The organism is Aequorivita marisscotiae, from assembly GCF_029814825.1.
Taxonomy (GTDB): domain Bacteria; phylum Bacteroidota; class Bacteroidia; order Flavobacteriales; family Flavobacteriaceae; genus Aequorivita; species Aequorivita marisscotiae.
In genome coordinates this window covers 3,246,625-3,269,097 of record NZ_CP122379.1, presented here as the reverse complement: position 1 = coordinate 3,269,097, position 22,473 = coordinate 3,246,625, and the positions used below count along the sequence as shown (strand labels likewise).

At 37.5% G+C, this 22,473-nt stretch carries 27 protein-coding genes; 1 reads left to right on the top strand and 26 read right to left on the bottom strand.

Going from position 1 to position 22,473, the window contains the following annotated elements; all coding sequences use genetic code 11:
• Window positions 1-104: 104 nt before the first annotated feature.
• The 26 genes from QCQ61_RS14625 to QCQ61_RS14500 form a co-directional block, all read right to left on the bottom strand.
• A complete protein-coding gene (locus QCQ61_RS14625) occupies window positions 105-1,310 on the bottom strand; it encodes an MFS transporter (RefSeq protein ID WP_279448377.1) in 1,206 nt (401 codons plus the stop codon).
• A complete protein-coding gene (locus QCQ61_RS14620; RefSeq protein WP_008991330.1) occupies window positions 1,311-3,413 on the bottom strand; it encodes a copper-translocating P-type ATPase in 2,103 nt (700 codons plus the stop codon). It lies immediately after the preceding gene.
• Between the two features lie 18 nt (window positions 3,414-3,431).
• Window positions 3,432-3,725 carry a phosphoribosylpyrophosphate synthetase gene (locus QCQ61_RS14615; RefSeq protein WP_099543716.1) on the bottom strand — a complete coding sequence of 98 codons (294 nt, stop codon included), beginning with the start codon at window positions 3,723-3,725 and terminating at the stop codon, window positions 3,432-3,434.
• A 7-nt stretch (window positions 3,726-3,732) separates the two neighbouring features.
• The gene (locus QCQ61_RS14610) at window positions 3,733-4,377 is read right to left on the bottom strand and encodes a hypothetical protein (protein WP_279448376.1); all 645 of its coding nucleotides are present in this window, start codon (window positions 4,375-4,377) and stop codon (window positions 3,733-3,735) included.
• A complete protein-coding gene (locus QCQ61_RS14605) occupies window positions 4,374-5,267 on the bottom strand; it encodes a ribose-phosphate pyrophosphokinase (protein WP_279448375.1) in 894 nt (297 codons plus the stop codon). Before QCQ61_RS14605 ends, QCQ61_RS14610 begins: the two co-directional genes overlap by 4 nt.
• A 10-nt stretch (window positions 5,268-5,277) precedes the next feature.
• Window positions 5,278-6,780 (bottom strand): thymidine phosphorylase family protein, encoded by a 1,503-nt coding sequence (locus tag QCQ61_RS14600; RefSeq protein ID WP_279448374.1) that lies wholly within the window; start codon window positions 6,778-6,780, stop codon window positions 5,278-5,280.
• Between the two features lie 21 nt (window positions 6,781-6,801).
• Entirely contained in the window at window positions 6,802-8,178 is a 1,377-nt protein-coding gene (locus QCQ61_RS14595; RefSeq protein ID WP_279448373.1) for an MBL fold metallo-hydrolase RNA specificity domain-containing protein, read from the bottom strand.
• Between the two features lie 15 nt (window positions 8,179-8,193).
• Window positions 8,194-8,448, bottom strand: a complete 255-nt coding sequence (locus QCQ61_RS14590) for a hypothetical protein (RefSeq protein ID WP_279448372.1) — start codon at window positions 8,446-8,448, stop codon at window positions 8,194-8,196.
• A gap of 41 nt (window positions 8,449-8,489) precedes the next feature.
• The gene (locus tag QCQ61_RS14585; protein WP_279448371.1) at window positions 8,490-9,332 is read right to left on the bottom strand and encodes a restriction endonuclease; all 843 of its coding nucleotides are present in this window, start codon (window positions 9,330-9,332) and stop codon (window positions 8,490-8,492) included.
• A gap of 2 nt (window positions 9,333-9,334) precedes the next feature.
• Window positions 9,335-10,165: a universal stress protein gene (locus QCQ61_RS14580; RefSeq protein ID WP_279448370.1), complete on the bottom strand. Its 831-nt coding sequence runs from the start codon at window positions 10,163-10,165 to the stop codon at window positions 9,335-9,337.
• An 18-nt stretch (window positions 10,166-10,183) separates the two neighbouring features.
• Window positions 10,184-11,179, bottom strand: a complete 996-nt coding sequence (locus tag QCQ61_RS14575) for a 2-hydroxyacid dehydrogenase (RefSeq protein ID WP_279448369.1) — start codon at window positions 11,177-11,179, stop codon at window positions 10,184-10,186.
• 3 nt (window positions 11,180-11,182) lie between these two features.
• On the bottom strand, window positions 11,183-12,154 hold the full coding sequence (locus QCQ61_RS14570; RefSeq protein WP_279448368.1) for an ATP-dependent 6-phosphofructokinase: 972 nt from the start codon (window positions 12,152-12,154) through the stop codon (window positions 11,183-11,185).
• A gap of 2 nt (window positions 12,155-12,156) precedes the next feature.
• Window positions 12,157-13,497 carry a dicarboxylate/amino acid:cation symporter gene (locus tag QCQ61_RS14565; protein ID WP_279448367.1) on the bottom strand — a complete coding sequence of 447 codons (1,341 nt, stop codon included), beginning with the start codon at window positions 13,495-13,497 and terminating at the stop codon, window positions 12,157-12,159.
• Window positions 13,498-13,505: 8 nt separating this feature from the next.
• Window positions 13,506-14,567 carry a class I fructose-bisphosphate aldolase gene (locus tag QCQ61_RS14560; protein WP_279448366.1) on the bottom strand — a complete coding sequence of 354 codons (1,062 nt, stop codon included), beginning with the start codon at window positions 14,565-14,567 and terminating at the stop codon, window positions 13,506-13,508.
• An 11-nt stretch (window positions 14,568-14,578) separates the two neighbouring features.
• On the bottom strand, window positions 14,579-15,592 hold the full coding sequence (locus QCQ61_RS14555) for a type II glyceraldehyde-3-phosphate dehydrogenase (RefSeq protein ID WP_279448365.1): 1,014 nt from the start codon (window positions 15,590-15,592) through the stop codon (window positions 14,579-14,581).
• A 20-nt stretch (window positions 15,593-15,612) separates the two neighbouring features.
• Window positions 15,613-16,968: an NAD(P)/FAD-dependent oxidoreductase gene (locus tag QCQ61_RS14550; protein WP_279448364.1), complete on the bottom strand. Its 1,356-nt coding sequence runs from the start codon at window positions 16,966-16,968 to the stop codon at window positions 15,613-15,615.
• A 20-nt stretch (window positions 16,969-16,988) separates the two neighbouring features.
• The gene (locus QCQ61_RS14545) at window positions 16,989-17,450 is read right to left on the bottom strand and encodes a universal stress protein (RefSeq protein ID WP_279448363.1); all 462 of its coding nucleotides are present in this window, start codon (window positions 17,448-17,450) and stop codon (window positions 16,989-16,991) included.
• Between the two features lie 12 nt (window positions 17,451-17,462).
• Complete coding sequence (locus QCQ61_RS14540) at window positions 17,463-18,077, bottom strand: lycopene cyclase domain-containing protein (RefSeq protein WP_279448362.1); 615 nt, start codon at window positions 18,075-18,077, stop codon at window positions 17,463-17,465.
• Between the two features lie 114 nt (window positions 18,078-18,191).
• Complete coding sequence (locus QCQ61_RS14535) at window positions 18,192-18,470, bottom strand: DUF5676 family membrane protein (protein WP_008616426.1); 279 nt, start codon at window positions 18,468-18,470, stop codon at window positions 18,192-18,194.
• Window positions 18,471-18,487: 17 nt separating this feature from the next.
• The gene (locus tag QCQ61_RS14530) at window positions 18,488-18,706 is read right to left on the bottom strand and encodes an SHOCT domain-containing protein (protein ID WP_008616427.1); all 219 of its coding nucleotides are present in this window, start codon (window positions 18,704-18,706) and stop codon (window positions 18,488-18,490) included.
• A 22-nt stretch (window positions 18,707-18,728) separates the two neighbouring features.
• The gene (locus QCQ61_RS14525) at window positions 18,729-18,947 is read right to left on the bottom strand and encodes a heavy-metal-associated domain-containing protein (protein ID WP_008616428.1); all 219 of its coding nucleotides are present in this window, start codon (window positions 18,945-18,947) and stop codon (window positions 18,729-18,731) included.
• Between the two features lie 7 nt (window positions 18,948-18,954).
• Window positions 18,955-19,224, bottom strand: coding sequence for a hypothetical protein (locus QCQ61_RS14520; protein ID WP_279448361.1), 270 nt, complete (start codon window positions 19,222-19,224; stop codon window positions 18,955-18,957).
• Between the two features lie 24 nt (window positions 19,225-19,248).
• Window positions 19,249-19,728, bottom strand: a complete 480-nt coding sequence (locus QCQ61_RS14515) for a hypothetical protein (RefSeq protein ID WP_279448360.1) — start codon at window positions 19,726-19,728, stop codon at window positions 19,249-19,251.
• A gap of 165 nt (window positions 19,729-19,893) precedes the next feature.
• A complete protein-coding gene (locus QCQ61_RS14510) occupies window positions 19,894-20,493 on the bottom strand; it encodes a WG repeat-containing protein (protein ID WP_008991348.1) in 600 nt (199 codons plus the stop codon).
• 69 nt (window positions 20,494-20,562) lie between these two features.
• Window positions 20,563-21,144 carry a helix-turn-helix domain-containing protein gene (locus tag QCQ61_RS14505; protein WP_070237422.1) on the bottom strand — a complete coding sequence of 194 codons (582 nt, stop codon included), beginning with the start codon at window positions 21,142-21,144 and terminating at the stop codon, window positions 20,563-20,565.
• A gap of 169 nt (window positions 21,145-21,313) precedes the next feature.
• A complete protein-coding gene (locus QCQ61_RS14500; RefSeq protein ID WP_040459986.1) occupies window positions 21,314-21,736 on the bottom strand; it encodes an HYC_CC_PP family protein in 423 nt (140 codons plus the stop codon).
• A 290-nt stretch (window positions 21,737-22,026) separates the two neighbouring features.
• Between QCQ61_RS14500 and QCQ61_RS14495 the strand changes: the two genes are divergently transcribed.
• Entirely contained in the window at window positions 22,027-22,443 is a 417-nt protein-coding gene (locus QCQ61_RS14495; protein WP_008616438.1) for an HYC_CC_PP family protein, read from the top strand.
• Window positions 22,444-22,473 lie beyond the last annotated feature (30 nt).

The window sequence follows — 22,473 nt, the reverse complement described above, 5'->3', positions numbered from 1 at the left end:
TATATTTCTAATTACGCACCGAATTACGCACCTGATTTATAATTCATTATATTTAAGTAAAGCTGTAAGGAGTTTTTTTATTTGGAATTTCAATTTTAAAAGTTTTAAGTGACAAATTGGACTAATCCAATTGAAATTATAACTATTAATCCGGCTATAATAAACGGATAGTAAAAACTATCTGCAATCAGCCAAGTACCTACAACAGGACCTAAAATCTGACCTACGCTACCTGTTGAGCTTTGTATGGATATATTTCTACCTGTATTTTCTTTAGATGTCAATGATACTGCTGATAACAAGTTTGGGGTTACCATAGCACCTCCAGCAGCGAAAACAACGATTAACACATATACCAAGTATTCATTCTTAAAAAAGGGAAAGACAATTAAGGATAATCCAGATATAAACAACCCTAATGCAATTTGTTTCTTTGTGGATAAAAACTTCTCTCCGTAAGTAGCGAACAAAGGTTGTAAAACAGCCATTATTGAACCACATAGCATAAAACCAATACCTATTTGGTTACTGTTAAATCCTAATTCATCTTTCCCATATATTGAAAAGACAGTTTCAAACAGCGTTACTACAAATTGGATGACAAACGACAGACCCAGTAATACGACAAAATATTTGGTAAATGTGAATCGCAAGCTCGCTTTTTGTGTTGTGAACGTATGTACGCGAGTGGTGTTTTTTAACCATTTTGCTACTACAAATAAGACTATAAGTCCTAGAAGAGCGGCAAACAAAAAGGGTACTGAAAATCGGTCTAAATGCAGCAGACCTATCGTATATTTTAAATGAAGGTCAGTTTGAGACAGAAAGCCACCAATGACAGGGCCAAAAATAACACCAGAGCTAATGGCAACACCCGACCAACCCATTATTTTTGTTCTTCGTTTTTCAGAAGTAATGTCGCTCAAATATGCGTTGCTAACTGGAATAACTGATGACGTGAAAATACCACCAAAGATGCGAGCAACATATAGCATCGTCAATGATGTAGCAAGACCGGTAAGTAATTGCATAATTACAAAGCCGATTAGCCCAACAATGATAATGGGTTTACGGCCGTATTTATCGGATAGCCTGCCCCAGAGTACAACGAAAAGAAGCTGGAAGAGCGGATAAATACTGGTCAAAAAACCAATATGAAAGTTAATCGAATCAGTATCTAGGTTATCTCCTAAAGCTAATCTTTCGGTATAGTAGGGAAGGGTTGGCAATAAAATACCATAGCCCAACATCACTACAAATAAACTCAACAGGATTAAAAATATCCTGTTGAGTTTTTCTTTTTTGTCCATTTATTTTTTACCGATTTTTCGCTTTAATAATTGCGCATTGATAGCCACTATAATCGTACTTAAACTCATAAGTACAGCTCCAACGGCTGGGCCCAAAACAAAACCGGTAGAATAAAGCACTCCAGCAGCTAACGGAATGGCTATAACGTTGTATCCCGTTGCCCAAACAAGGTTCTGGATCATTTTATTGTATGTAGCCTTACCGAACAAAATCAAGTTAGCAATATCTTGTGGGTTGCTGTTTACCAAAATAATATCCGCGGTTTCAGCGGCTACGTCTGTGCCAGAACCTACTGCAATACCTACATTGGCTTGAGCCAGAGCCGGTGCATCGTTCACTCCGTCTCCTGTCATTGCCACAAACTCTCCCTTACTTTCCAATTCTTTTACTATTTCCACTTTTTGATGTGGCAAAACTTCGGCGTAGTATCCATCCAAGCCGAGTTTATCGCTAACAGCTTTGGCAGTTCTTTCATTATCACCGGTAGCCATTAAAACTTTTATATTATTCTTTTTGAAAATTTTGATGGCATCGGCAGATTCCGGTCTAATTTCGTCCGCCAATGCTATGTATCCTGCCAGTTTTCCATCAATCAAGACAAAAACAACAGTTTCTGCGGCATCGCTATAGGCATCCTCTGGAATAGTTATTTTTTCATCCCTTAAATATCCGGGACTTACAACTTTTATTTCTTTCCCTTCTACGTTCGCCTCGACTCCTTTACCGGTAATTGCGTTAAAGTTTTCAGGGTTCGGAATAATAACTTCATCTTCTTTTACTTTTTTAATTATTCCAACCGCAATAGGGTGTTCAGAACTCTGTTCCAATGCACTTGAAAGCCTCAAAATTTCTTTAGGTGGATATTTCTGATTGACCGACTCAACCCTTGTTACACCAAAATCACCTTTGGTCAATGTTCCAGTCTTGTCGAATAATAATGCCGTTATTTTTCGGGATTCTTCAAAAGCTGTTCTATTTCTAATCAATAATCCATTCTGTGCAGAAACCGCAGTAGAAATAGCGACCACTAATGGAATGGCAAGACCTAAAGCGTGCGGACACGCAATAATCATTACCGTTACCATACGCTCCAAAGCATACACAAAAGGGAAGCCTAAAATTAGCCAAACCGCCAATGTGCCAAATCCAATACCTAATGCGATATAGGTAAGCCATTTTGCAGCTCTATCCGAGAGGTTTTGCATTTTTGATTTGGACTTTTGTGCTTCTTCAACCATTGTGATCACCTTGTTGAGATAACTGTCCTTTCCTGTATGCTCAACCTTTACCTTTATGCTGCCATTACCGTTTACCGAACCTCCAATAACCTTATCATCTATTTCTTTCTTAACTGGTTTGGACTCCCCAGTAAGCATAGATTCATTCAGGTAGCTGGTGCCTTCTGTTATAATACCATCAGCAGGCACCTTTTCACCTGGTTTTACTAATATGACATCATCTTTTAACAAATCTTCCAACGGAATATCTTCTATGGTATCACCCTTTACCCTATGGGCTTCTGCGGGCATCATACTTACCAAAAGCTGTAAGGCCTTTGATGCTCCCAAGACGCTTTTCATCTCTATCCAATGTCCTACCAACATAATAGCGATAAGGGTAGCCAGTTCCCAGAAAAAATCAACTCCTTCTAAGCCGAACACGGTTGCCGAACTATAAACGTAAGCCACGGTAATGGCCATAGAAATAAGGGTCATCATCCCTGGTGCACCTTTTTTAACTTCGGACCAAAATCCGGTAATAAATGGCCAGCCGCCATAGAAATACACTACAGAAGAAAGGCCAAATAATATATATTGGTTTCCGGGAAGCAGGAACTCATACCCAATAAACCCTTGGATCATCGGGGAGATGATGAGGATGGGAATGGTCAAGATTAAGGTTACCCAAAACCGTTTCCTGAAATCGGCAATCATCATTTTATGATGGTCGTGGCCCATTTGACCGTGACCCGGATTGTGACCCGAATGGTCCCCACCTTTGTGGTTCATTTTAGAATGGTCTTCTTTTTTGTGTTTCATCTTCGAATGGTCCATTTTAGAATGGTCCATTTCATCGTGATTGTGGTGTTCGTGATTTTCCATTATTGTCTTGTTTAAGTGTTATCGTAATTTTTTTCTCATAGCTTCCGAAATGTTTTCGGCATAGACGCCATAGGCATCTACCAAAAGTCCTTTAATCCCATTTTTTGATGAAATAGCATAAAGCACACTATTATCGTCGGTACTGCTCATACCCTCAAAACGATGCATCTCGTCAACATTAAAATCTTCTGGGTGTATTTCAATTTTTAGTGAGGCACACTCCAAACATTCTGGTTTTAGGTTAAAATCATATGTATAGCCTTTTCCCTGTAAATCGTTTATTGCTTCTGAAAGTGTGTCGTAGTTGTTCATTTTCGTTCTATTTATAAGTCATTGTAAAATAACTATTATCTTCTTCTGTAAATTTCTGAAAGGTCAATAAACCATTCCCGTTTAATTTTTCGTTGACGGTATAGTTGAGTTGCTTAATGCGAATACCCCAGGCATAGGCCTTAATATTTATTTTTGATTTAATAGTGTTTTTGCCAGCTTCTAATTTTCGATCGTAAATTTTTATGATGCTTTTTGAACCGAAAAAATTCAACAAGCCCGAGTCAAAACTCATTTCCAATTCAATATTTTTCAGATTATCCAAATTGTATAGTTCTTTAAATTTCTTTGAAGTGGTGTTGATTTCTGTTTTCTTTGATTTTGGATTGGAAAACGGGAAAGCCATTACCACTACACTTGCTTCATCAGGCTTGCAACGATAGGTTGTGGTGTATTTATCGGTCAATTTTTTGTCTTTATCAAACAATTCCGTAACTACCTCAATTTCATAGTATCCATTTTTCTTTATTGTTTCACTGGCTTTGAAAGTTTGTTTATTTAAAAAAGAACCATTTTCATCAAAGTTTTCCCGAATAACAACTCTGCCTGAAATCTGCCCAATGAGCATTTCAGTTTGTCCAGTCATTGTGATGCTGAATAAAGTGATTAGTACTATAAAGCCTTGTTTTCTCATATATGGTGCATTAATTTTTTTACCTCTTTTGCCATAATATCACTTAAATCTATTCCATTTGAAGAGTGTGGGATGGTATTACAAGTCACTATTTTTTCTACTCCGGAATCCAATAAATCTTGATAGGCGTTTCCTGAAAAAACGGCGTGAATGCCTACACAAATAGGTGGTTTCATTCCTGCTTTTTTAAGATGTTGTACGGTTTCAATCATTGTTCGGGCTGTGGAAATAATGTCATCTACTAAAATAGGTGTGGCATTCTTGTACTTATCCACATCGGGAACAGAGACTTCTACATCACGGTCACCGTGACGTACCTTTTGTAATACTATAAATGGTGCTCCAGCATTTTTGGCGACTTCAGAAACCCATTGTTCACTTTCCGAATCAGGCCCAATAAGTACCGGGTTTTCAATGTTTTCTTTTATCCATTCTGAAATGGCATCGGCAGCGTGAATCACTTTATTTGGAATTTGATATACTTCTCCCAACGAACTAATTCTGTGCAAGTGAGGGTCAACCGTGGTAATGCTATCGGCGAAACCAGAAATCAATTTTCCGAAGAAACCGGAAGTCACTCCTTCTCCTTCATTAAATACTTTGTCCTGCCGCATATACGCCAAATAGGGTGCTACCAAACAGGTACACATAGCTCCTAATGATTTGGCTGTGTGGCTTAAAAAATATAGTGACAACAGTTTTTCGTCCGGTTCGTGCAAGGTGCATACCAGTACCACACATTTATCTTTAACATCAGACAATATGCGCGTGTATGATTCCCCGTCAGGGAATTTCCTTAATGTGGCTTGACCCACTTCAGCATCCATTTTTGTAGCCATTAGTTCTGTGAGTTCTTCATTTCCGGGAAGACTGAATAATATTGTTTTCATAGTATGTTCTTTAATTTATAGTTATGATGTCGTTATGGTTGTTTTCATATTCCAAGGCATAATTAAGTTCACCTTTGGATTCAGCATATATGGTATATAACAATTGGTCTATTTCGATTTTTTCATTTAAATGGACATTCAAAAGAATCCCTGCCGATTTAGATTGTGGTGCTCCAGAAAGCTTGGCCAGTTTTGCAATTTTACGGTTATCAATTCGTTGCAAAACGCCTGACTTTTCAGCTTTAATTTCAATTTTATAAGGTGCTAAAACTGGTTTTGAAAATTGACCTTGCGCCTTACAAATGGCTACGAATTTTTCATATGCTTTTCCAGATTTGAGAATTTCACGTGCGGTTTCCTGTCCCTTTCCTTTTTCTACTTTTCCAGAAAGTTCTAATAGTTCAGTAGCTAAAAGCAATGCTCTTTCTGTTAAGTCTTTAGGTGCATCTTCCTCATTTTTCAAAACTTTTAATATATCTATGGCTTCTAAAGTTGGACCGATACCCCTTCCAACAGGCTGCGTGCCATCCGTAACTACAACTTTTACATTCAACCCAACAGCAGTTCCAACGGTTTCCATATGATTTTTTAGTTTTTCTGCCATTTCGGTACTGCGAACCTTGGCGGTTTCTCCCACGGGAATATCAATGACCACGTGAGTAGAACCAGCTGCTGCCTTTTTAGAGAGTACTGAAGCGATGAGCTGACCTTCGCTATCAATATCCAAGGCTTTTTCAATTTTAATGAGCACATCATCGGCAGGACTTAACTGCGCTGTACCGCCCCAAACAAAACATCCGCCTTCTTTTTCTACTACGGTCTTTATTTCCTCGGAAGAGAGCGTAACATTGGTCAGTACTTCCATTGTATCTGCTGTGCCTGCTGGCGAAGTGATTGCCCGTGAGGATGTTTTTGGCATAGTAAGCCCATACGCGGCAACAATGGCAACTACCAATGGTGTTGTCCTATTGCCAGGCAATCCGCCAATACAATGTTTGTCGACCACGATATCCTTGTTCCAGTTCAGTTGCTTTCCGGAAGCAATCATTGCTTTCGTTAGGTCGGATATTTCATCAATATCCATTCGGTCGCCAGCACAGGCAGTAATAAATGCCGAAAGGTGGATGTTGGAATAATCGCCTTCCACGATATCGGTTATGATGTTGTTATAGGCCTTATAATCCAGTTTTTTGTTATAGATTTTTGCCCTGACGTGGCTTAAGGATTCAATAGGCTCTAAATGGGAAACATATAATGTATCGTTTTGGGACACATTGAGTTTTTTCGCGGCAGCATCTGATAGTCCGATTTCATTAGGCAACAGAATATCAGAATTCAGGACATTAAGACTTGCCACGATTGATGTACTTGCGTTGGATATTCTTATTCGGGTAAGTGCCTCAAACCCTTCTGAAATACAAACGTGGCAATCTTCGCGCATATACACTACATTCTCGTTTTGGGTATAGATGCCGAGGTGTTTGTATTTTAATATGTTTGAGTGTGTGTCCATATTTTTTTTGATTGTTGTGATTTATTCTATTTCTTCGATGGTGTATAATTGCGGAATTTCTGCATCCCACCCATAAGTTTCCTTGATGCCTTTTTGCAATGCTTCTGCACTTTCTTTTTCACCGTGTACAATGAAAATCCGCTCTGGCGTATTTTTTATTTTGCCCATCCAATCTATAAGTTCTCTATGGTCAGCGTGTGCTGAGAGCCCTTCAATTTCTACAACTTCCATATCAAAGGGCACCCATTTTCCATACACTTTAAGTTCCTTATCGCCTTCCAATAATTTTCTGCCTCGCGTACCTTCAGCTTGATAACCCACAAAAAGCAAGGTGTTGTTGGGGTTTTGTGCTTGGGTTTCAAGATAGTTTAGCATTCTTCCCCCTGTGAGCATTCCGCTTCCTGCAATCACGATTTTTGGTTTGTAATCTGTTCTTAATTCCATTGTTTCACGATAACTGCTAACAACTGTAAAGTGTGAGCACATTTCGTCACATTCGTTGTCTTCCAATCTGTGCCAATCCCGAGTTCTATGAAACAGTTCCAATACGTTGGCACCCATTGGACTATCCATAATCATTTGTACTTTGGGGATTTTGTTCTCCTTGAGTAACCTCCAAAAAATAAGCATCATCAATTGGGCGCGTTCTACCGAAAAACTTGGGACAAATAAGCTGCCACCTCTATTAATGGTTTCATTGACCAATTTTTCAATTTGTGGAAGTGCTTCTACTTCATCACGATGAAATCTTCCTCCGTAGGTGGATTCAATAAATAATACATCTGCCTTTTTTGGCTTTAATGGAGGAAACAGTAATAAATCGTTTGTTCTGCCTATATCGCCAGAAAACACGAAACGTTTTCCGCGTAAATCTAACTCAATGTATGTGGCACCAAGGATGTGTCCGTTGTATTGAAACCTTGCTTTCACATCTTTGAGAATGGGTAACCATTGCGAGGGTGGTACTCCTTTGAAGTAAGGGATTGTTTTTTCTACATCATTTAAATCGTAAAGTGGTTCAGCAGGACTGTGTTTGGAATAGCCCTCTTTATTGGCACGTTCGGCTTCCTGTTCTTGTATTTTGGCACTATCATTCAATATGATTTTTGCGATGTCCAAGGTGGGATTGGTGCCGTAAATGGGCCCTTTGAAACCTTGCTTTACCAATCTCGGCAAATATCCTGTATGGTCCATATGGCCGTGGGTAAGCAAAACAGCGTCAATATCTGCAACATTAACGGGTGGATACTCCCAGTTTTTAAGGCGTAATTCCTTCAATCCCTGAAAAAGACCGCAGTCTATGAGTATCTTTCTATCTCCTGTATCTACCAGATATTTTGAACCGGTTACTGTGCCTGTCGCTCCTAAAAAATGGATGTTTATTTTGTTGTTTGTCATCTTTATAGCATTTATTTAGTGTCCTCCACAGCAAGAAGGTGTATTTCCTTTATCTTGTTTTGATTTGCTCAATTCCACTATTTCTTTATATAGATTACGAGAATCTTCTTTGATAAAAAGCGCCAATTTCTTAACGGATTCAGGTTCAAAGTTTACCATCCCCAATACTATTTCAAGGGCTTCTTCAAGTAGTTTTGGATCATCTTCCAATGCTTGGTAAAATGGCTCCAAATCTATTGTGTTCTGTTTTTGGGTTTCATCTGTTTTCATCTGGTTATTTTAAGATTATTGAACTATTATATCATTTACTCTTAAGTGCTTTGGCACAGCTCTTTTGAATCTGCCAAAATATTTTTGTGCCTTTTTTTGTCAACCCCTATCTGCTCTAATAACGCAGGATTTTCGTGAAGCTCTTTACAGAGCACAATTCCCTTGTCCAATAGCTTTGATTTCTCAGCTTTGGTCAGCGTTGTCAATGCGGTCAATGGGTGCAGACCAGCTTTATCTATTCTGTCTTTTAACCCGTTATCCATTGGGTAATCCCAACTTGTCAATAATAGCCCAACGCATTTACCATATTGTACCGCATCACTTGTAAATCGTGTATTTGTATAGACGCCTCCTTTGTGAAGTTTAGTATCGTGACCTTTTTGGCGTTCCCAATTTTTTTCTACATCTAAAAATCTTGAATTGATGTATAATGGAATCTTCACGTTGCAAACTCGTCCTTGATCGCTATGGTATTTGCATTCAATCATATAATGATTATTGTCTTTTTGCGCTATCACATCTATTTCGTGTTGAACACAATTACCTTGGACAATAACATCAACTTCTGTATCAAAACCTTCGTGTGCCAATAGTTTACCTACTAATTTTTCAAATGGAAAACCGGTTGGACCTAGTTCCATTAAAGCTTTTTTGAGCTTGTACTTTGAGGCACTTACCCTGGATTTGGCCTTTAGCATCTTGAATGCCAATTGATAGATTTTTTTGGTTGTCATTCCTTCTTCAATCTGCTCTTGTACTTTCCGGGCTATATCTTGAATAATATCCTCATCTGCCCGTGAACGCCGCAGGGAGTTGATGAGTTTGTTTACATCAAAGGCTTCGTACTCACCAGAGTATTTTTTTATTAAGACTGATTTATTCATTGTTACATTTTAATAGTCATTACTGGTAATTCGGAGTGATTGGTTACACCCTCTGCGATGCTTTTAGAGAATAAGCTTAAAAAGCCTGTACGTCCGTGAGTACACATTGCGATTAAATCGGCATTTTTATATCGTAAAAAATTGTTTATCCCTGTTTCTACGTCTGGTTCGTTATATACATTCATTGAGAAGTTATCCAAATCGGGGAATTTTTTCAGGAACTCCTTGATGGGATCCAACCCTTGCTCTATACTGTTAAAATCGGTCTGAGTATTGACCCTCAATAAATGGATATGTGCGCCGCATTTTTCAGCAATCGAAATAACCTGCTTAAATGCATCGCTTACATCTTGAAGAAAATCTGAAACAAAAACGATATCCTTAAAAGGAAAGGATACTTCTTCATCCTTGACTACAACAACTGGTACATCAGCTTTCCTAACAATTTTTTCTACGTTGCTTCCCATTAACTCACGTATACCGCCTCGGGTGCCACTACTTCCCGTAACTATAAAATCGTGATGAAAATGACCCGAATGTTTAAGGATATTTGCCTGACCACCATCAAATTCAAGAAAAGTCCTGCACTCAAGGCCTTGTCGTTCTGCTTTTTTCTCCAGTTCTCTCAGGTAGGCTTTTGCGATGCCTATTTGCTTTACTGTTTCTGGGTACTGTTTTTCTTTTTGTTTATCCAACTTTACCCATTCTACGGGGGTTTTCATCAAATGGAAAAAATGGATTTCGGAATTGTAAAGCTTTGCCATTTCAATTCCGAGTTCTTCTGCTTTATTGCAATTTTTTGAAAAGTCTGTTGGTACGAGTATGTTTTTCATAATATTTGTTTTTAACTATTAATTAATGCTAATTTCATTTCCAGAAGGTTTTTGTTTTTCAAAACAATCCAGATTATATATGGTTGTTTCTGCAATATTGGTCAATGCGGTTTTGGTTAAAAAAGCTTGATGACTGGTAATTAAAACATTATTAAAAGTCATTAAACGTGCAATGACATCGTCTTGTAAAATATCTTCGGAATGGTCTTCAAAAAACAATCCTTCCTCTTCCTCATACACATCCAGTCCTAAATACCCTATTTTTCTCGTCTTAAGACCTTGTATAACCGCTTTGGTGTCCACCAACCCACCACGACTTGTATTGATGAGCATCACTCCAGATTTCATTAGTGCTATATGCTCTTTATTTATTAAATGTTTTGTTGAAGCTTTTAATGGCACGTGCAGGCTTATTATATCTGCGTGCTTACAGAGCGTCGCACAATCTGTATAGATTACGCCATATTTATCAATTAGGTCTTTACTTTCTTCTATATCCTGGGCAAGAATATTGCAGCCGAATCCGTGAAGTATTTTTACGAGTACAGACCCGATTTTTCCTGTTCCAATCACGCCAACGGTTTTCCCATTAAGGTCAAAACCGGTGAGACCGTTTAATGAAAAGTTTTGTTCGCGCACTCTATTGTGGGCTTTAATCAGTCTTCGGTTTAATGCAAGTATCAGCGCCATAGTATGTTCTGCAATGGCATAAGGGGAATAGGCTGGGACACGAGCCACTTTAATTCCAAGTTCTGATGCTTTTTTTAAATCGACGTGATTGAAACCTGCCGAACGTAATGCGATAAATTTTATGCCCAGTTTGTGTAAAATATCCAAAACTTCTGAAGAGGCATCGTCACTTGAGAAAAGTGCTATGGCCTTTGAACCTTCTGCCAATAAGGCGGTTTCCTTTGTTAGTCGAAATTCCAGAAAATTCAATTGATGTTTTCCTTTATTAGCGTTTTCAATGGAAGGCTTATCGAATTTATGTGTGCTGTATATTGTTGTTTTCATAATTTATGTTCCAAATAGTTCTAAGAGTTCGTGCAATTCTTTATTGACCTGATGTTGTTTGACCACTTCATTAAAAGGGGTTAAGTGCAATTGATTGTTTAAAACCCCGACCATTACATTCTTTTTACTTTGTAAAAGTGATTTTACGGCTTCCACCCCAAGCCTAATACCCAACATTCTATCTAAAGCAGAAGGATTTCCACCTCGCTGTATGTGGCCAAGCTTTGTTATGCGTAAATCGACATTGGGATTGACTTCCTTTATTTTTGATGAAACAAATTCGGCACCAATTTCGTCACCTTCAGAAACTACGATTAGAAAAGCATCCTCGCTATCGTAATTTTTCACTTTATCTAAAAGGTTAATAAAGTCGGTATCGCTCTCTGGGATGAGTATGGCATCAGCGCCAACCATCAATCCTGAATGAATGCCGATATAGCCAGAATCTCTACCCATTACTTCCACGATAAATACCCGATTGTGAGATTCGGCAGTATCCCTTATTTTATCAATGTTTTCAATGGCTGTGTTAACAGCGGAATCGAAACCAAGGGTGTAATCCGTACCCGAAATATCGTTGTCAATAGTCCCGGGAATCCCTACGAATGGGATATCGCATATCTCTGAAAAAGCCAATAGACCTTTAAAAGTACCATCACCACCTATGGCAATTAAAGCGTCTATTTTGTTTGCATTTAGGGTTTGCAGGGCTTTTTTTCGACCTTCCAGTTCGAGAAAACGTTTGCTTCGGGCTGTCTTAAGGATAGTGCCACCCTTTTGGGTCAGTTTTTGTAATTCGTGTGATTTTAATTGAACCAAGTCACCGTCTATCAATCCTTCATATCCTTTTCGAAAGCCGCTTACGTTTATACCATTTACTTCAGCCGTTTTTGTAATGGCGTACAAGGCTGCATTCATCCCTGGACTATCACCTCCAGAGGTAAATACACCTATATGTTTTATAGTACTATCCATAGTTATAAAGCTTCTTTTTTAAGAATTTCAGTATTTTTTATACCATACAACCTATTAAAAACCATACAAGCTGTAAGGTCACCCGTTACGTTTACAGCAGTCCTGAACATTCCCAACAATCTTTCTACACCAATGATAATGATGATGCCTTCGGCTGGAATACCGACACTTCCCAAAACAGAAGCGAGTATCACCACACCACCTCCGGGAATGGCAGGTGTGCCGATTGAAGCAGCAACGATGGTTACGATGACCACAATAATATTGAGCAAACTCATTTCCAAGCCATAGGCTTGGGCTATGAATAGCGTAGTTATGGTTTGATAGAGTGCAGTGCCATCCATATTGACGGTTGCACCTATGGGAATAATAAAATTGCTAATGGTCTTGTCCACCTTCAATTCTTCTTCGGCTGTTTGAAGGGAAAGTGGCATCACGGCCGCAGAGCTTGTGGTTGAAAAGGCCAATAATTGAACGTCCCTTATTTTTTTTAGGAAATGCATAGGGTTTGCTTTACCAAGAAGCACAATTAGCCCTAAATAGAAAATTACCAAAAGTAATAGACCGAGCAGGACGACGCCAACATAATAGGTGAGACCGGAAAGAGAACTTAAACCAACACTAGAGGTAAGCTGCGCCATAAGTCCGAAAACAGCAATAGGCACTAGAAGCATTGACCATTTTACTACTGTCATACAGACTTCCTGAATGGCACTTAGAAGCAGCTTCACTGGGCGCAGTAAGGCATTTTCAAGTGATAGCACAGCTACACCAATAATGATTGTGAAAATTACAATGCTTAACATTTCACCACTTACCATAGATGCCAACGGGTTTTCGGGAAGTAAGTTTGAGATGGCATCAGGAATCGTTTCAATTCCGAAGGAAAGCTCTGGATTTTCCGTTGGAACATCTGTAATTTCATTATGTTCAGCTAGAGCCTGTTGATGTAAAAAGCGACCAGGTCTAAAAAGTTGAGATAGTATGACACCCAAACTTACCGAAACTATCGTAGTACCTAGAAAATATAACAAAACCCCACCACCTAATTTTTTTAGACTGTCCTTATCATTACTTGCTATTCCAGTAATGATGGAAGCCACAATCAACGGAATCATAATCATTTGAACCAATTTCAGAAACAGGACACCAGGCAATGCCAGCCAATTCCCCGCGATATCTGCTGTTTCTTTAGAAATCCATCCATTTTGTGGGCTCAATAGCAGACCAAATCCAACACCTAAAAACAAGGCAATGATTACTTTAAGCCATAGACGGCTTTCTACCAGTTTAAGGAGGTAGTGGTTAAGTGATTTTAATGATTTTATCTCTGTGTCAAACATTCTGTTGATTATGCTATATTAATTTTATTATCCAGATACACTTCCTGAACGGATTGTAATACTCTCACGCCTTCGCTAAAGGGTTTTTGAAATGCTTTTCTTCCCATTATCAGCCCAGAACCACCAGCCCTTTTATTGATAACGGCAGTTGTTACAGCTTCGGACAAATCTGATTTGCCTTTGGAACCACCACCTGAATTAATCAGCCCTATTTTACCCATATAGCAATTGGCTACTTGCAACCTGCAAAGGTCAATAGGGTGGTCTGTGGTAAGGGTTTTATACATTTCATCATCATATTTTCCAAATCCTATCTCTTTGAAACCAAAATTATTGGTAGGTAATTTTTGTTTGATGATGTCTGCTTGAATAGTAACACCCAAATGGTTTGCCTGCCCAGTTACATCGGCAGCTGCGTGATAATCTTCCCTGTTGGTTTTAAATGCCTCGTTCCGTGTATAGCACCATAAGATGGTGGCCATTCCCAGATTGTGTGCTTCTTCAAAAGCTTCAGCTATTTCTTTTAGCTGTCTGTTGCTTTCTGCTGAACCAAAATAAATCGTAGCTCCTACGGCAATTGCTCCCATATCCCAGGCATTTTTTACCTTACCAAATAATGTTTGGTCATATTTATTTGGATAGGTAAGTAGCTCGTTATGGTTAATCTTGACGATAAAAGGGATTTTATGGGCATATTTTCGGGCGTTCAATCCCAATACACCAAACGTGGATGCCACACCATTGCAACCAGCTTCCATAGCAAGTTTTATGATGTTCTCTGGGTCAAAATAATCTGGGTTTTTATAGAATGAAAAGGCCGCGCTATGCTCAATACCTTGGTCAACAGGAAGGATACTTAAATAACCAGTTCCTGCCAGATTTCCGTGATTGTATAATTGGGAAAGGCTACGAAGTACCTGTGAATTTCTGTTGCTATTGCCAAACACCTTGTCTATACTATTTGTGCTTGGTGTTTGTAACTCATCTTTTGTTATTTTTTCACAAACGTGTTCTAAATAGAAGTCTGCTTTTTCTCCTAAAAGTTCTACTATATTCTTGTCTGTTTTCATCTTGATAGTATTTAATGGATTCCTAAACTTTCATTTGTTTTGGCTATGGATTTTGTACCATCTGTTTCAATTCCAGTTAATGCCCTAATAGCATCAATTGTTTCCGGGATTACAATAGCTTGATTATCGACTATATAAGCATAGAAAAGTTCGTCGCCATCTACTTTCAGCATATCTTCCCATAGGGCTACTTCATACATATCGCCCCAAGGTCTTCCCATATCCAGAAACATTTCTTTAATGGTGTTGTTAGAAACCAAGCCTTGGTCATATTGAATTAATTTAATACGACTTGAAGTTTTGAAAGCATTTAGCACTTCTTCCTTTGTCGCCTGCTTTTTCAATTTCACATTCCAGTAGTGCATATGGCTCAATGTTTCGGGTACTTTTACCGCTGCGGTGATGACATCCAGTTCTGGGTCAACACTTTTAGCATCTGGACCTTGATGGCTTGGGATATCTTTTTCGGGAACCATTGTATTCATAATACCACCTAAATGACTTTCCCAAGGGTCTGTAGCTCTTCTTAAAAGTGTACCTCTGGCATAATCCAATAAATCGGCTCTTTTTAAAGCGGTCAAGGTTCTTAAAATAGACGTAGTATTACAAGAAACTACTCTTGTCGCATTCAAGTTTAGAGCCGATTTGTAATTATTTTCTGCACTAAAGGAATGCCCTGTGGTTTCGTGTTTTTCGCCACCGTGTAGAATAAATTTGATGTTTTGCTCCTTGTAGATAACGACATTCTGAGCGGCAATTTTTTTGGGTGTACAGTCCACAACAAGATCTGATTTCTTTAAAAGTTCCTGTAAGCTTCCTTTTACTGAAATTCCTTTTGAGTCCATATCATTGGCTGCTTCTTCGGTAGCTGCATAAATATCATACTCCTTTCTTACGGCATTTTGAATGCGCCAATCGCTGATTATATCGCAAACGCCCGAAAGCTTCATATCATCTTGTAATTTGATGGCATCTGCCACTCTTTTTCCTATGACTCCGTATCCTATAACTCCTATTTCTTTCATATAAATTTTGTTTTAATTAGTTATTCTTCTGTATTATCGATTAATGATTTTGGCTTAAAATTTCTAATAATCAAGCGGTTGCTCTTTTCATAAGTGAAATAGCTAACCGCCCAATTAAAACCAACCATCAATCTATTTCTAAATCCACTTATGGACATCAAGTGAACAACGGACCACAGCAACCAGGCGAAATAGCCTGCAAATTTAAATTTGCCCAAATCGGCAACTGCCTTGCGTTTTCCTACAGTGGCCAAGGAGCCTTTGTCTTTATATTCGAAAGGTTGTGTGGGTTTATTATTTATGAGGTTTAATATAGAATTACCCAGATATTTTCCTTGTTGAATTGCTGCCTGCGCCACCTGTGGATGCCCTTTTGGTGTATCTTTAGTAATTATAGCCGCTATATCGCCTATGGCAAAAATGTTTTCGTAGCCTTCTACTTTTAAATTAGCATCGGTTTTAATCCGGTTGCCCCTGACTATGTGTTTTTCATCAATACCATTTGGGAATTGTCCTTTTACGCCAGCCGTCCAGATAAGGTTTTTAGCCAAAATGGTCTTACCACTTATGGTAGTGACTTCCTTTCCATCATAATTGCTTACAGCTTCATTTAATAATACCTTTACATTTAAATCCTCTAAATATTTGAGGGTTTTCGATGATGCCTTATCAGACATTGTGCTTAACAACTCATCAATGGCTTCTATTAAATAAATGTTCATAATGGAAGCAGGATACTCTGGATAATCTTTGGGTAGAATGTATTTACAGAATTCAGCCAATGCTCCTGCCATCTCTACACCGGCAGGACCACCACCTACAATTACAAAATTTGTTGGGGCATCCCGTTCATCATCATCACAGGTAATGGCAGCCTGTTCTAAATTTTGCAACATCATATGGCGAATGTTCAGGGAATCTCGGATATCCTTCATTCCCAAGCTGTTTTCTGCTACTTTATCCATCCCAAAAAAATTGGTGGTTGTACCTGTAGCAATTACCAGATAGTCATAGTGAACTTTTCCTTTAGAGGTTATTAATGTGTTTAATGAGGGCTGAATTTCTTCTACTTCGACCAAACGAAATACTACATTTTTGTAACCATTGAATTGTTTCCTAAATGGAAATACTATGCTATCAGGTTCCAACGCACTTGTAGCCACTTGGTACAGCAAAGGTTGAAATTGATGAAAGTTGTTTTTATCGAACAATACAACTTGTACTTCTTTGTGTTTCAATTTTTCTACCAATGCCAAACCTGCAAACCCTCCACCAATGATAACAATACGTGGGAATTTGGAATCCGGAAGACAGATTTCATCTGCTACCATACAAGTAGAATCCATTGTGTTGTTATGTGCGTGGCTATCCTTCATTTGTTAGTTTATAATTTAATTTACCCTTCATTCTTATCTCTTGCAATCAATACCGAGCACTTGGCGTGCGTGGCTAAGTATTGGGAAACAGAACCTAAAAGGAGGCGCGAAAGCGCACCTTGACCTTGAGAGCCAACTACGATTAAATCTGCCTTCCAATCCTCTGCTTTTTCCAGGATGGCACTTTTGGGTAATCCACTCACAACGGTAGTAGTTATAGTAAGAGCTTCGTTTTTACTCTTTAGGACATCGCTGGCTTCCGAAACAATTTTGTCGCCCAATTTTTTGGCACCGCTTATGAATTCTTCAAAGTAATTGTTCAAGTTTCCACCTGTAGCCATTAGTTCAGGGCCAAGCGTCGCTGGATATTCATAAACATTTATGATGCAGATTTCAGTATGTGATGTTAATGTCATTTTATGGAGCTCTTCTACGGCAGCTTTGCTAAAGCCTGAACCGTCTACTGCCAATAATATTTTCATAATTTGAATGTTTTAGTTGGTTGACATTTCTTTCGATTTTATAAGTTTTCTCCAATACAAGTGTTCATATAATCCAGACCAATACATACCAAAGGTGAAAGCGAACAGTAACTCTTCAATTGGGATTCCCAAAACAAGAATATGGGTCAGGTTGTCCAGATTCCAGTACAACTCCACATATTGGGGATAGAACGGAAGGATGCTTCCGAAATAAATGAAGTACAGTATGGTAAACAAGATTCCTCCAACCCATATCTTTCCTTTTAAATCTGGGCGACAGTACAATGTTGCCAAACCACCTAAAAACATTGCAATGATGCCACAATAGATGTGGTTAAGCGTGGTGAAAAGACTAAATATGACAAATACAATGGCTGGAACAAAAAGTATATAAATATGTAGCTTATGTCTTTGGTGGCTCCGTTCGGTATGAGGCATATCTATATAGCCTTTTTTGAATATCAGATTATACAATACCGTCCCTATTCCGCCAATGGCAAAAGAGAAGATAAGGCTTTCAATATCAAAGCCTGTTCTTTCCGCTAAATGGAAGAGGGAAGGTGGAAACCAATATTCTGGAACAAACAAGGGTTCTGTTAGGCCAAAGGGCATAGTGATAAGGCTCATTTTGAGCATTTCTTTTCTATACCCCTTTTTTGACAAATAGATTATTGCCCAAAGCGCAAGAATTATAAGAGACCATATGAACCAGACATATTGCATAAATTTTATATTACTCTCTTATTTTTTGACTTTTATTTGCGCATTATAAAAAGCCGCAATACAGGCACCTATTAGCCATCCTAAAATGAATATCTGTACTATTCCCAAACCAGCTTCCCATAGTGGCACATCCATCCTGATAATGCTTGTGGTATCTAAACCGTGCAATAGGCTGTTGAAAAAATCGATAGTGGCTTCTCGACCTGCTGTTGACATAACTATCATACAGCCTAAGTAAATTAGTGCCCCCGTAAGACCGAAAGCAAATCCGAGTTTTTTTACGTTTAATCGATACATAATTTTAAAGTTTTGAGTTAGTTGTCTGATTTTAATATCTTTTTTGATTCCTCAAATTCTTCCTTGGATATTTCGCCTTTTGCAAAGCGGTTTTTAAGAATATCCAGTGGGCTGTCCTTCTTTGTTTTTTGATAAGGGATATCTGCTGGGATAAAGAATATCCAAGCCAATAAAATAATCCATATAATCCACCATATTAGGTGCATACCTCCAAAATGTCCTTCGTAAAAATGCATAATTTTTGGTTTTAAGTTGTTGTTAATTTAATTCTGTAATTGTATAACCATTGAGCCCATCAAGTTGCTTTTGTAATTCGGCAACAGAAAGTGCTTCATTCATCGTGATAAGTGCAGCACCTTTTGGTGCCAAAAAGATCTCTGCTTTTTCTATATTGGGATGTTCTTCTAAAGTCTTTTTTACTCTTGATACACATCCACCGCAGCTGATTCCGCTTATTTGAAATTTTTGTTTCATCATTTAGTATTTAATGGTGATGATGCCCTTTGTGTTCATCTTTTGGTTCTGTTTTTGAAACATCTTTACCGTGTTCGTTTTCTCTTTGTCTATTCTGTGAATGATTGTGCCCACCGTGGCGATGTGAACCGTGAGGCATAAATAAGTGACAAGCAAACATAAAGAGGATGAAGATGAATAGAGACGAACTGCTTCCTATACCTAATGATGGTGCAAAAATTATAAACAGTAATGGTAATCCACAACCGATGACCATCCATATCCAGTGATTATTTTTCATTGTTGTTTATTTTAAAAGTTAAAATTAATGATGCTCGGTATGCTCACCTTTGGTTGGACTATCCATATCGTCCATCTTGTCCATACCCTGCATATCCATTTCTTTTTCGCCCATCATCTTTGAGCAGGATTCCATACAGTCTTCGCTCATCATCCCTTTTTCGTGCATCATTTTCATCATAGTGCCCATCATTTTGCCGTCATTCATCATTCCGTCCATCATTGAGTGCATCATTGTACTGTCTTTCATCATCATTTGCATTCCTTCTCCTTGCATCATTGAGCTCATCATTTTTTTGTTGCCCTGCATCATTTGCATTGCGTGTTGGTTGTCGTGCATACTTTCCATAAATTCGGTCATATAGTCGTGATTTTTGGAAATGGCATTAAAAACTTCTGTGCGAGTTTCAGGGTTTTCCATTAGTGCCTGAGTGTTTGTTTCTTGTTTGCAACTGTTTAAGCTTAAAAGCCCAACTGCCGATAAAACAATTAGTAGTGTTTTCATAATTTATTTTTTGAGTTAAACATTTATTTTAATTTTTATAAACCCATTCCCAACAATCTAAATGTTTATAGTTGAGGGAATGGATTATCAACTATTAATTCGCAGATTTTAAAAAGGTTATAATCTTTTTGAATTTCTTATATGTTATGTGTATTTTCAATATTATTAGATTTTTTTTATACGCCACTTCTTATTATTACCTTTAACTGCCACCAAATTTTCCGAAATCAATTTTGATGTGATGGCAGGTGGATTTTTATCATTCTTATCTTTTGGCGAGACGTGAATGGCCAATTGCGTTAAATGGTCAATGGTATTACCATTCTCATCTATAACAAGCTCAAAATAATGGTAGTTTACCACGTCTTTTTTGAAAATGTCATTATAGCCAATGGTTTCTTTTTCAACTTTTAACACCAAGGCTTTGCCATATTGAAAGTTGTTGGCATTGAGGAATTGTGGAGTGATGACAGTTTTTCCAGTTTTATCGATATAGCCATAATAGAGCACGCCATCTTTTTGGTTTGCAATCAGGCATTTTCCGTTACTGAATATAGGGTAGCTTGCATTGTCTGTTTTGGTTGCCACCAAATCATTTCGAAAATCAACGATTAAATTTCCTTCTGGGTCAATAAAACCCCATTCGTTCCCTTTTTTAATGGCAGCGACGCCATTGCTAAAAGGCGAGATGTAGTCTAAATTTTCAAAGGTTTGTGCAATTCCTATAAAGGGAATTAATACTAATGTGATAAGTAGTTTTTTCATTTTGTTTAATTTAATTTGATGAAATTAACCATTGCCTTAAGCTTTTGTCTGCATAACTTTCGTTGATATCTATATAATTTCATCATAGAAATTCCGTTTCCAATTTCCTGTGTTTTTGTAATCGGTCATACTCATTCCCACCACTTCCTTAAACTGTCTAGACAGGTGGTTGACACTACTGTAGTCCAATAAATATCCTATATCTGAAAAGGAATGTTGTTTAAGCTGAATGAGCTCTTTGACTTTTTCTATTTTTAATTTGATAAAGTACTTTTCAATGGTTGTCTGTTGATTTGCTGAAAACAATCTGCTCAATGTCTTGTAATCTTTATGAAGTCTTGAAGCCAATAGTTCAGATGTTTTTACCTTAATATGTAACGGTAGCTCTTGCAATTGTTCTATTAGAATAATCTTGATTCTTTCTGTGAGCATTTCTTCTTCATTCTGAACAATTTCAAAATTATTGGCGTGAAGTACACTTGTAACGGTATCGATAATTTCATTGTTCGTTTTTTTTTGTGCTTCTACCAGCAACCTTCCTAATTCCAAGGAAAGCACTGTAACTTCAAGTTCTTGTAATTCTTGTTTAATTACTTTTAAGCAGCGGTTACAGACCATATTCTTAATCCAAAATTCTTTTGGTTTGTTCATAGTATATAATGTATTGTCATTGAGTTTAGCTCAATGGTCTGATAGGTTTAGCCTAACAGGATTAATATTGTGTAGCGTTGTTGAGAATAGGGTACAACAAATGTTAGCCAGAAGTGAAATATTGGCTATAGAGGCAATGCAGATTAATTTTAACCTGCGAAGTAGAAAATCAAATTAAAAAGGACTCGTTGAGGATTACAAGGTCTGTGGATAGCAAAGGTGGCCTATAAGCCTTAAAAGAAACTGTGTTTTTCTCTAAACCTTCAAAAAGGTTGATATAAGAATAGACGAAGTTGTTTAAGAAAACTAAAGTTTCAATCTCTGAAATTGTATTGGCCTTCTTGAAGGTGTCATCTCCTTCTTTCAAGATGGTCTTATTATCGCAACAGTCTTTCTCTTGTATTGTAGTACATTGCTTGGAATTATTATCTTTTTTCTGTGCAGTCTCCATACAAGATTCTGCTTTACTAAAAAAAGCCAAATCCACCATTTTATTACAGCAAAAGTGCATATTTACCGTAAAGGATGTGGTGGAAAACAGTATAAAAACTGCTAAAAAGAAGGACAGTATTTTAGTAAAAAAAGATTTCACACTATAAGATTAATAAATTTTGATTAACATTAAAGGATTTTGGAAAATAAAATTCAACTGTTCAATTATTTTATTATCAGTTTTTTACAAAAAAACAACAAAATTAATCAGTACAAATATAATTCTAAAAGTTCAACAGAACTATGATTTATATCATATAAAGGAAGCTGCAAAAGAATTTTATTTGCAAATAATATTTAAGCGGTTTCGTGCAAAATAAACATTGATAAATCAAAAAAAATTGTTAAATAAACAAATTGAGATAAATTTTTTATAAATTTGCAACGTTAATGAAAAAAGTTTTTCATAAAATATCGTCCGTTTGTTTGGCACTTATCGTGCTATTGTCAACAGTTTCTTTTACTATTGATAGTCATTACTGTGGCGATACTTTAGTGGATTCTTCTTTATTTGGGCACGTTGAAACTTGCGGAATGGATAAACAACTATCCAAAAATGATTGTCAAAGTGAAGTTCAGGATGATTCCTGCTGTTCAGATAAGCAATTAGTTGTTGAAGGTCAGGACGACCTGAAGATGTCTTTTAACACCTTAAATTTTGAGCAACAAGTCTTTGTTGTCTCTTTTGTACATTCTTATATCAATCTCTTTGAGACTCTTGATTCACACATTGTACCATTTAGAGATTATGCGGTTCCCTTTCTCATACGGGATATACAAAAACTACACGAAACTTATTTAATTTGATTTTAAACAGTTTCCGATAATTATCGGAAT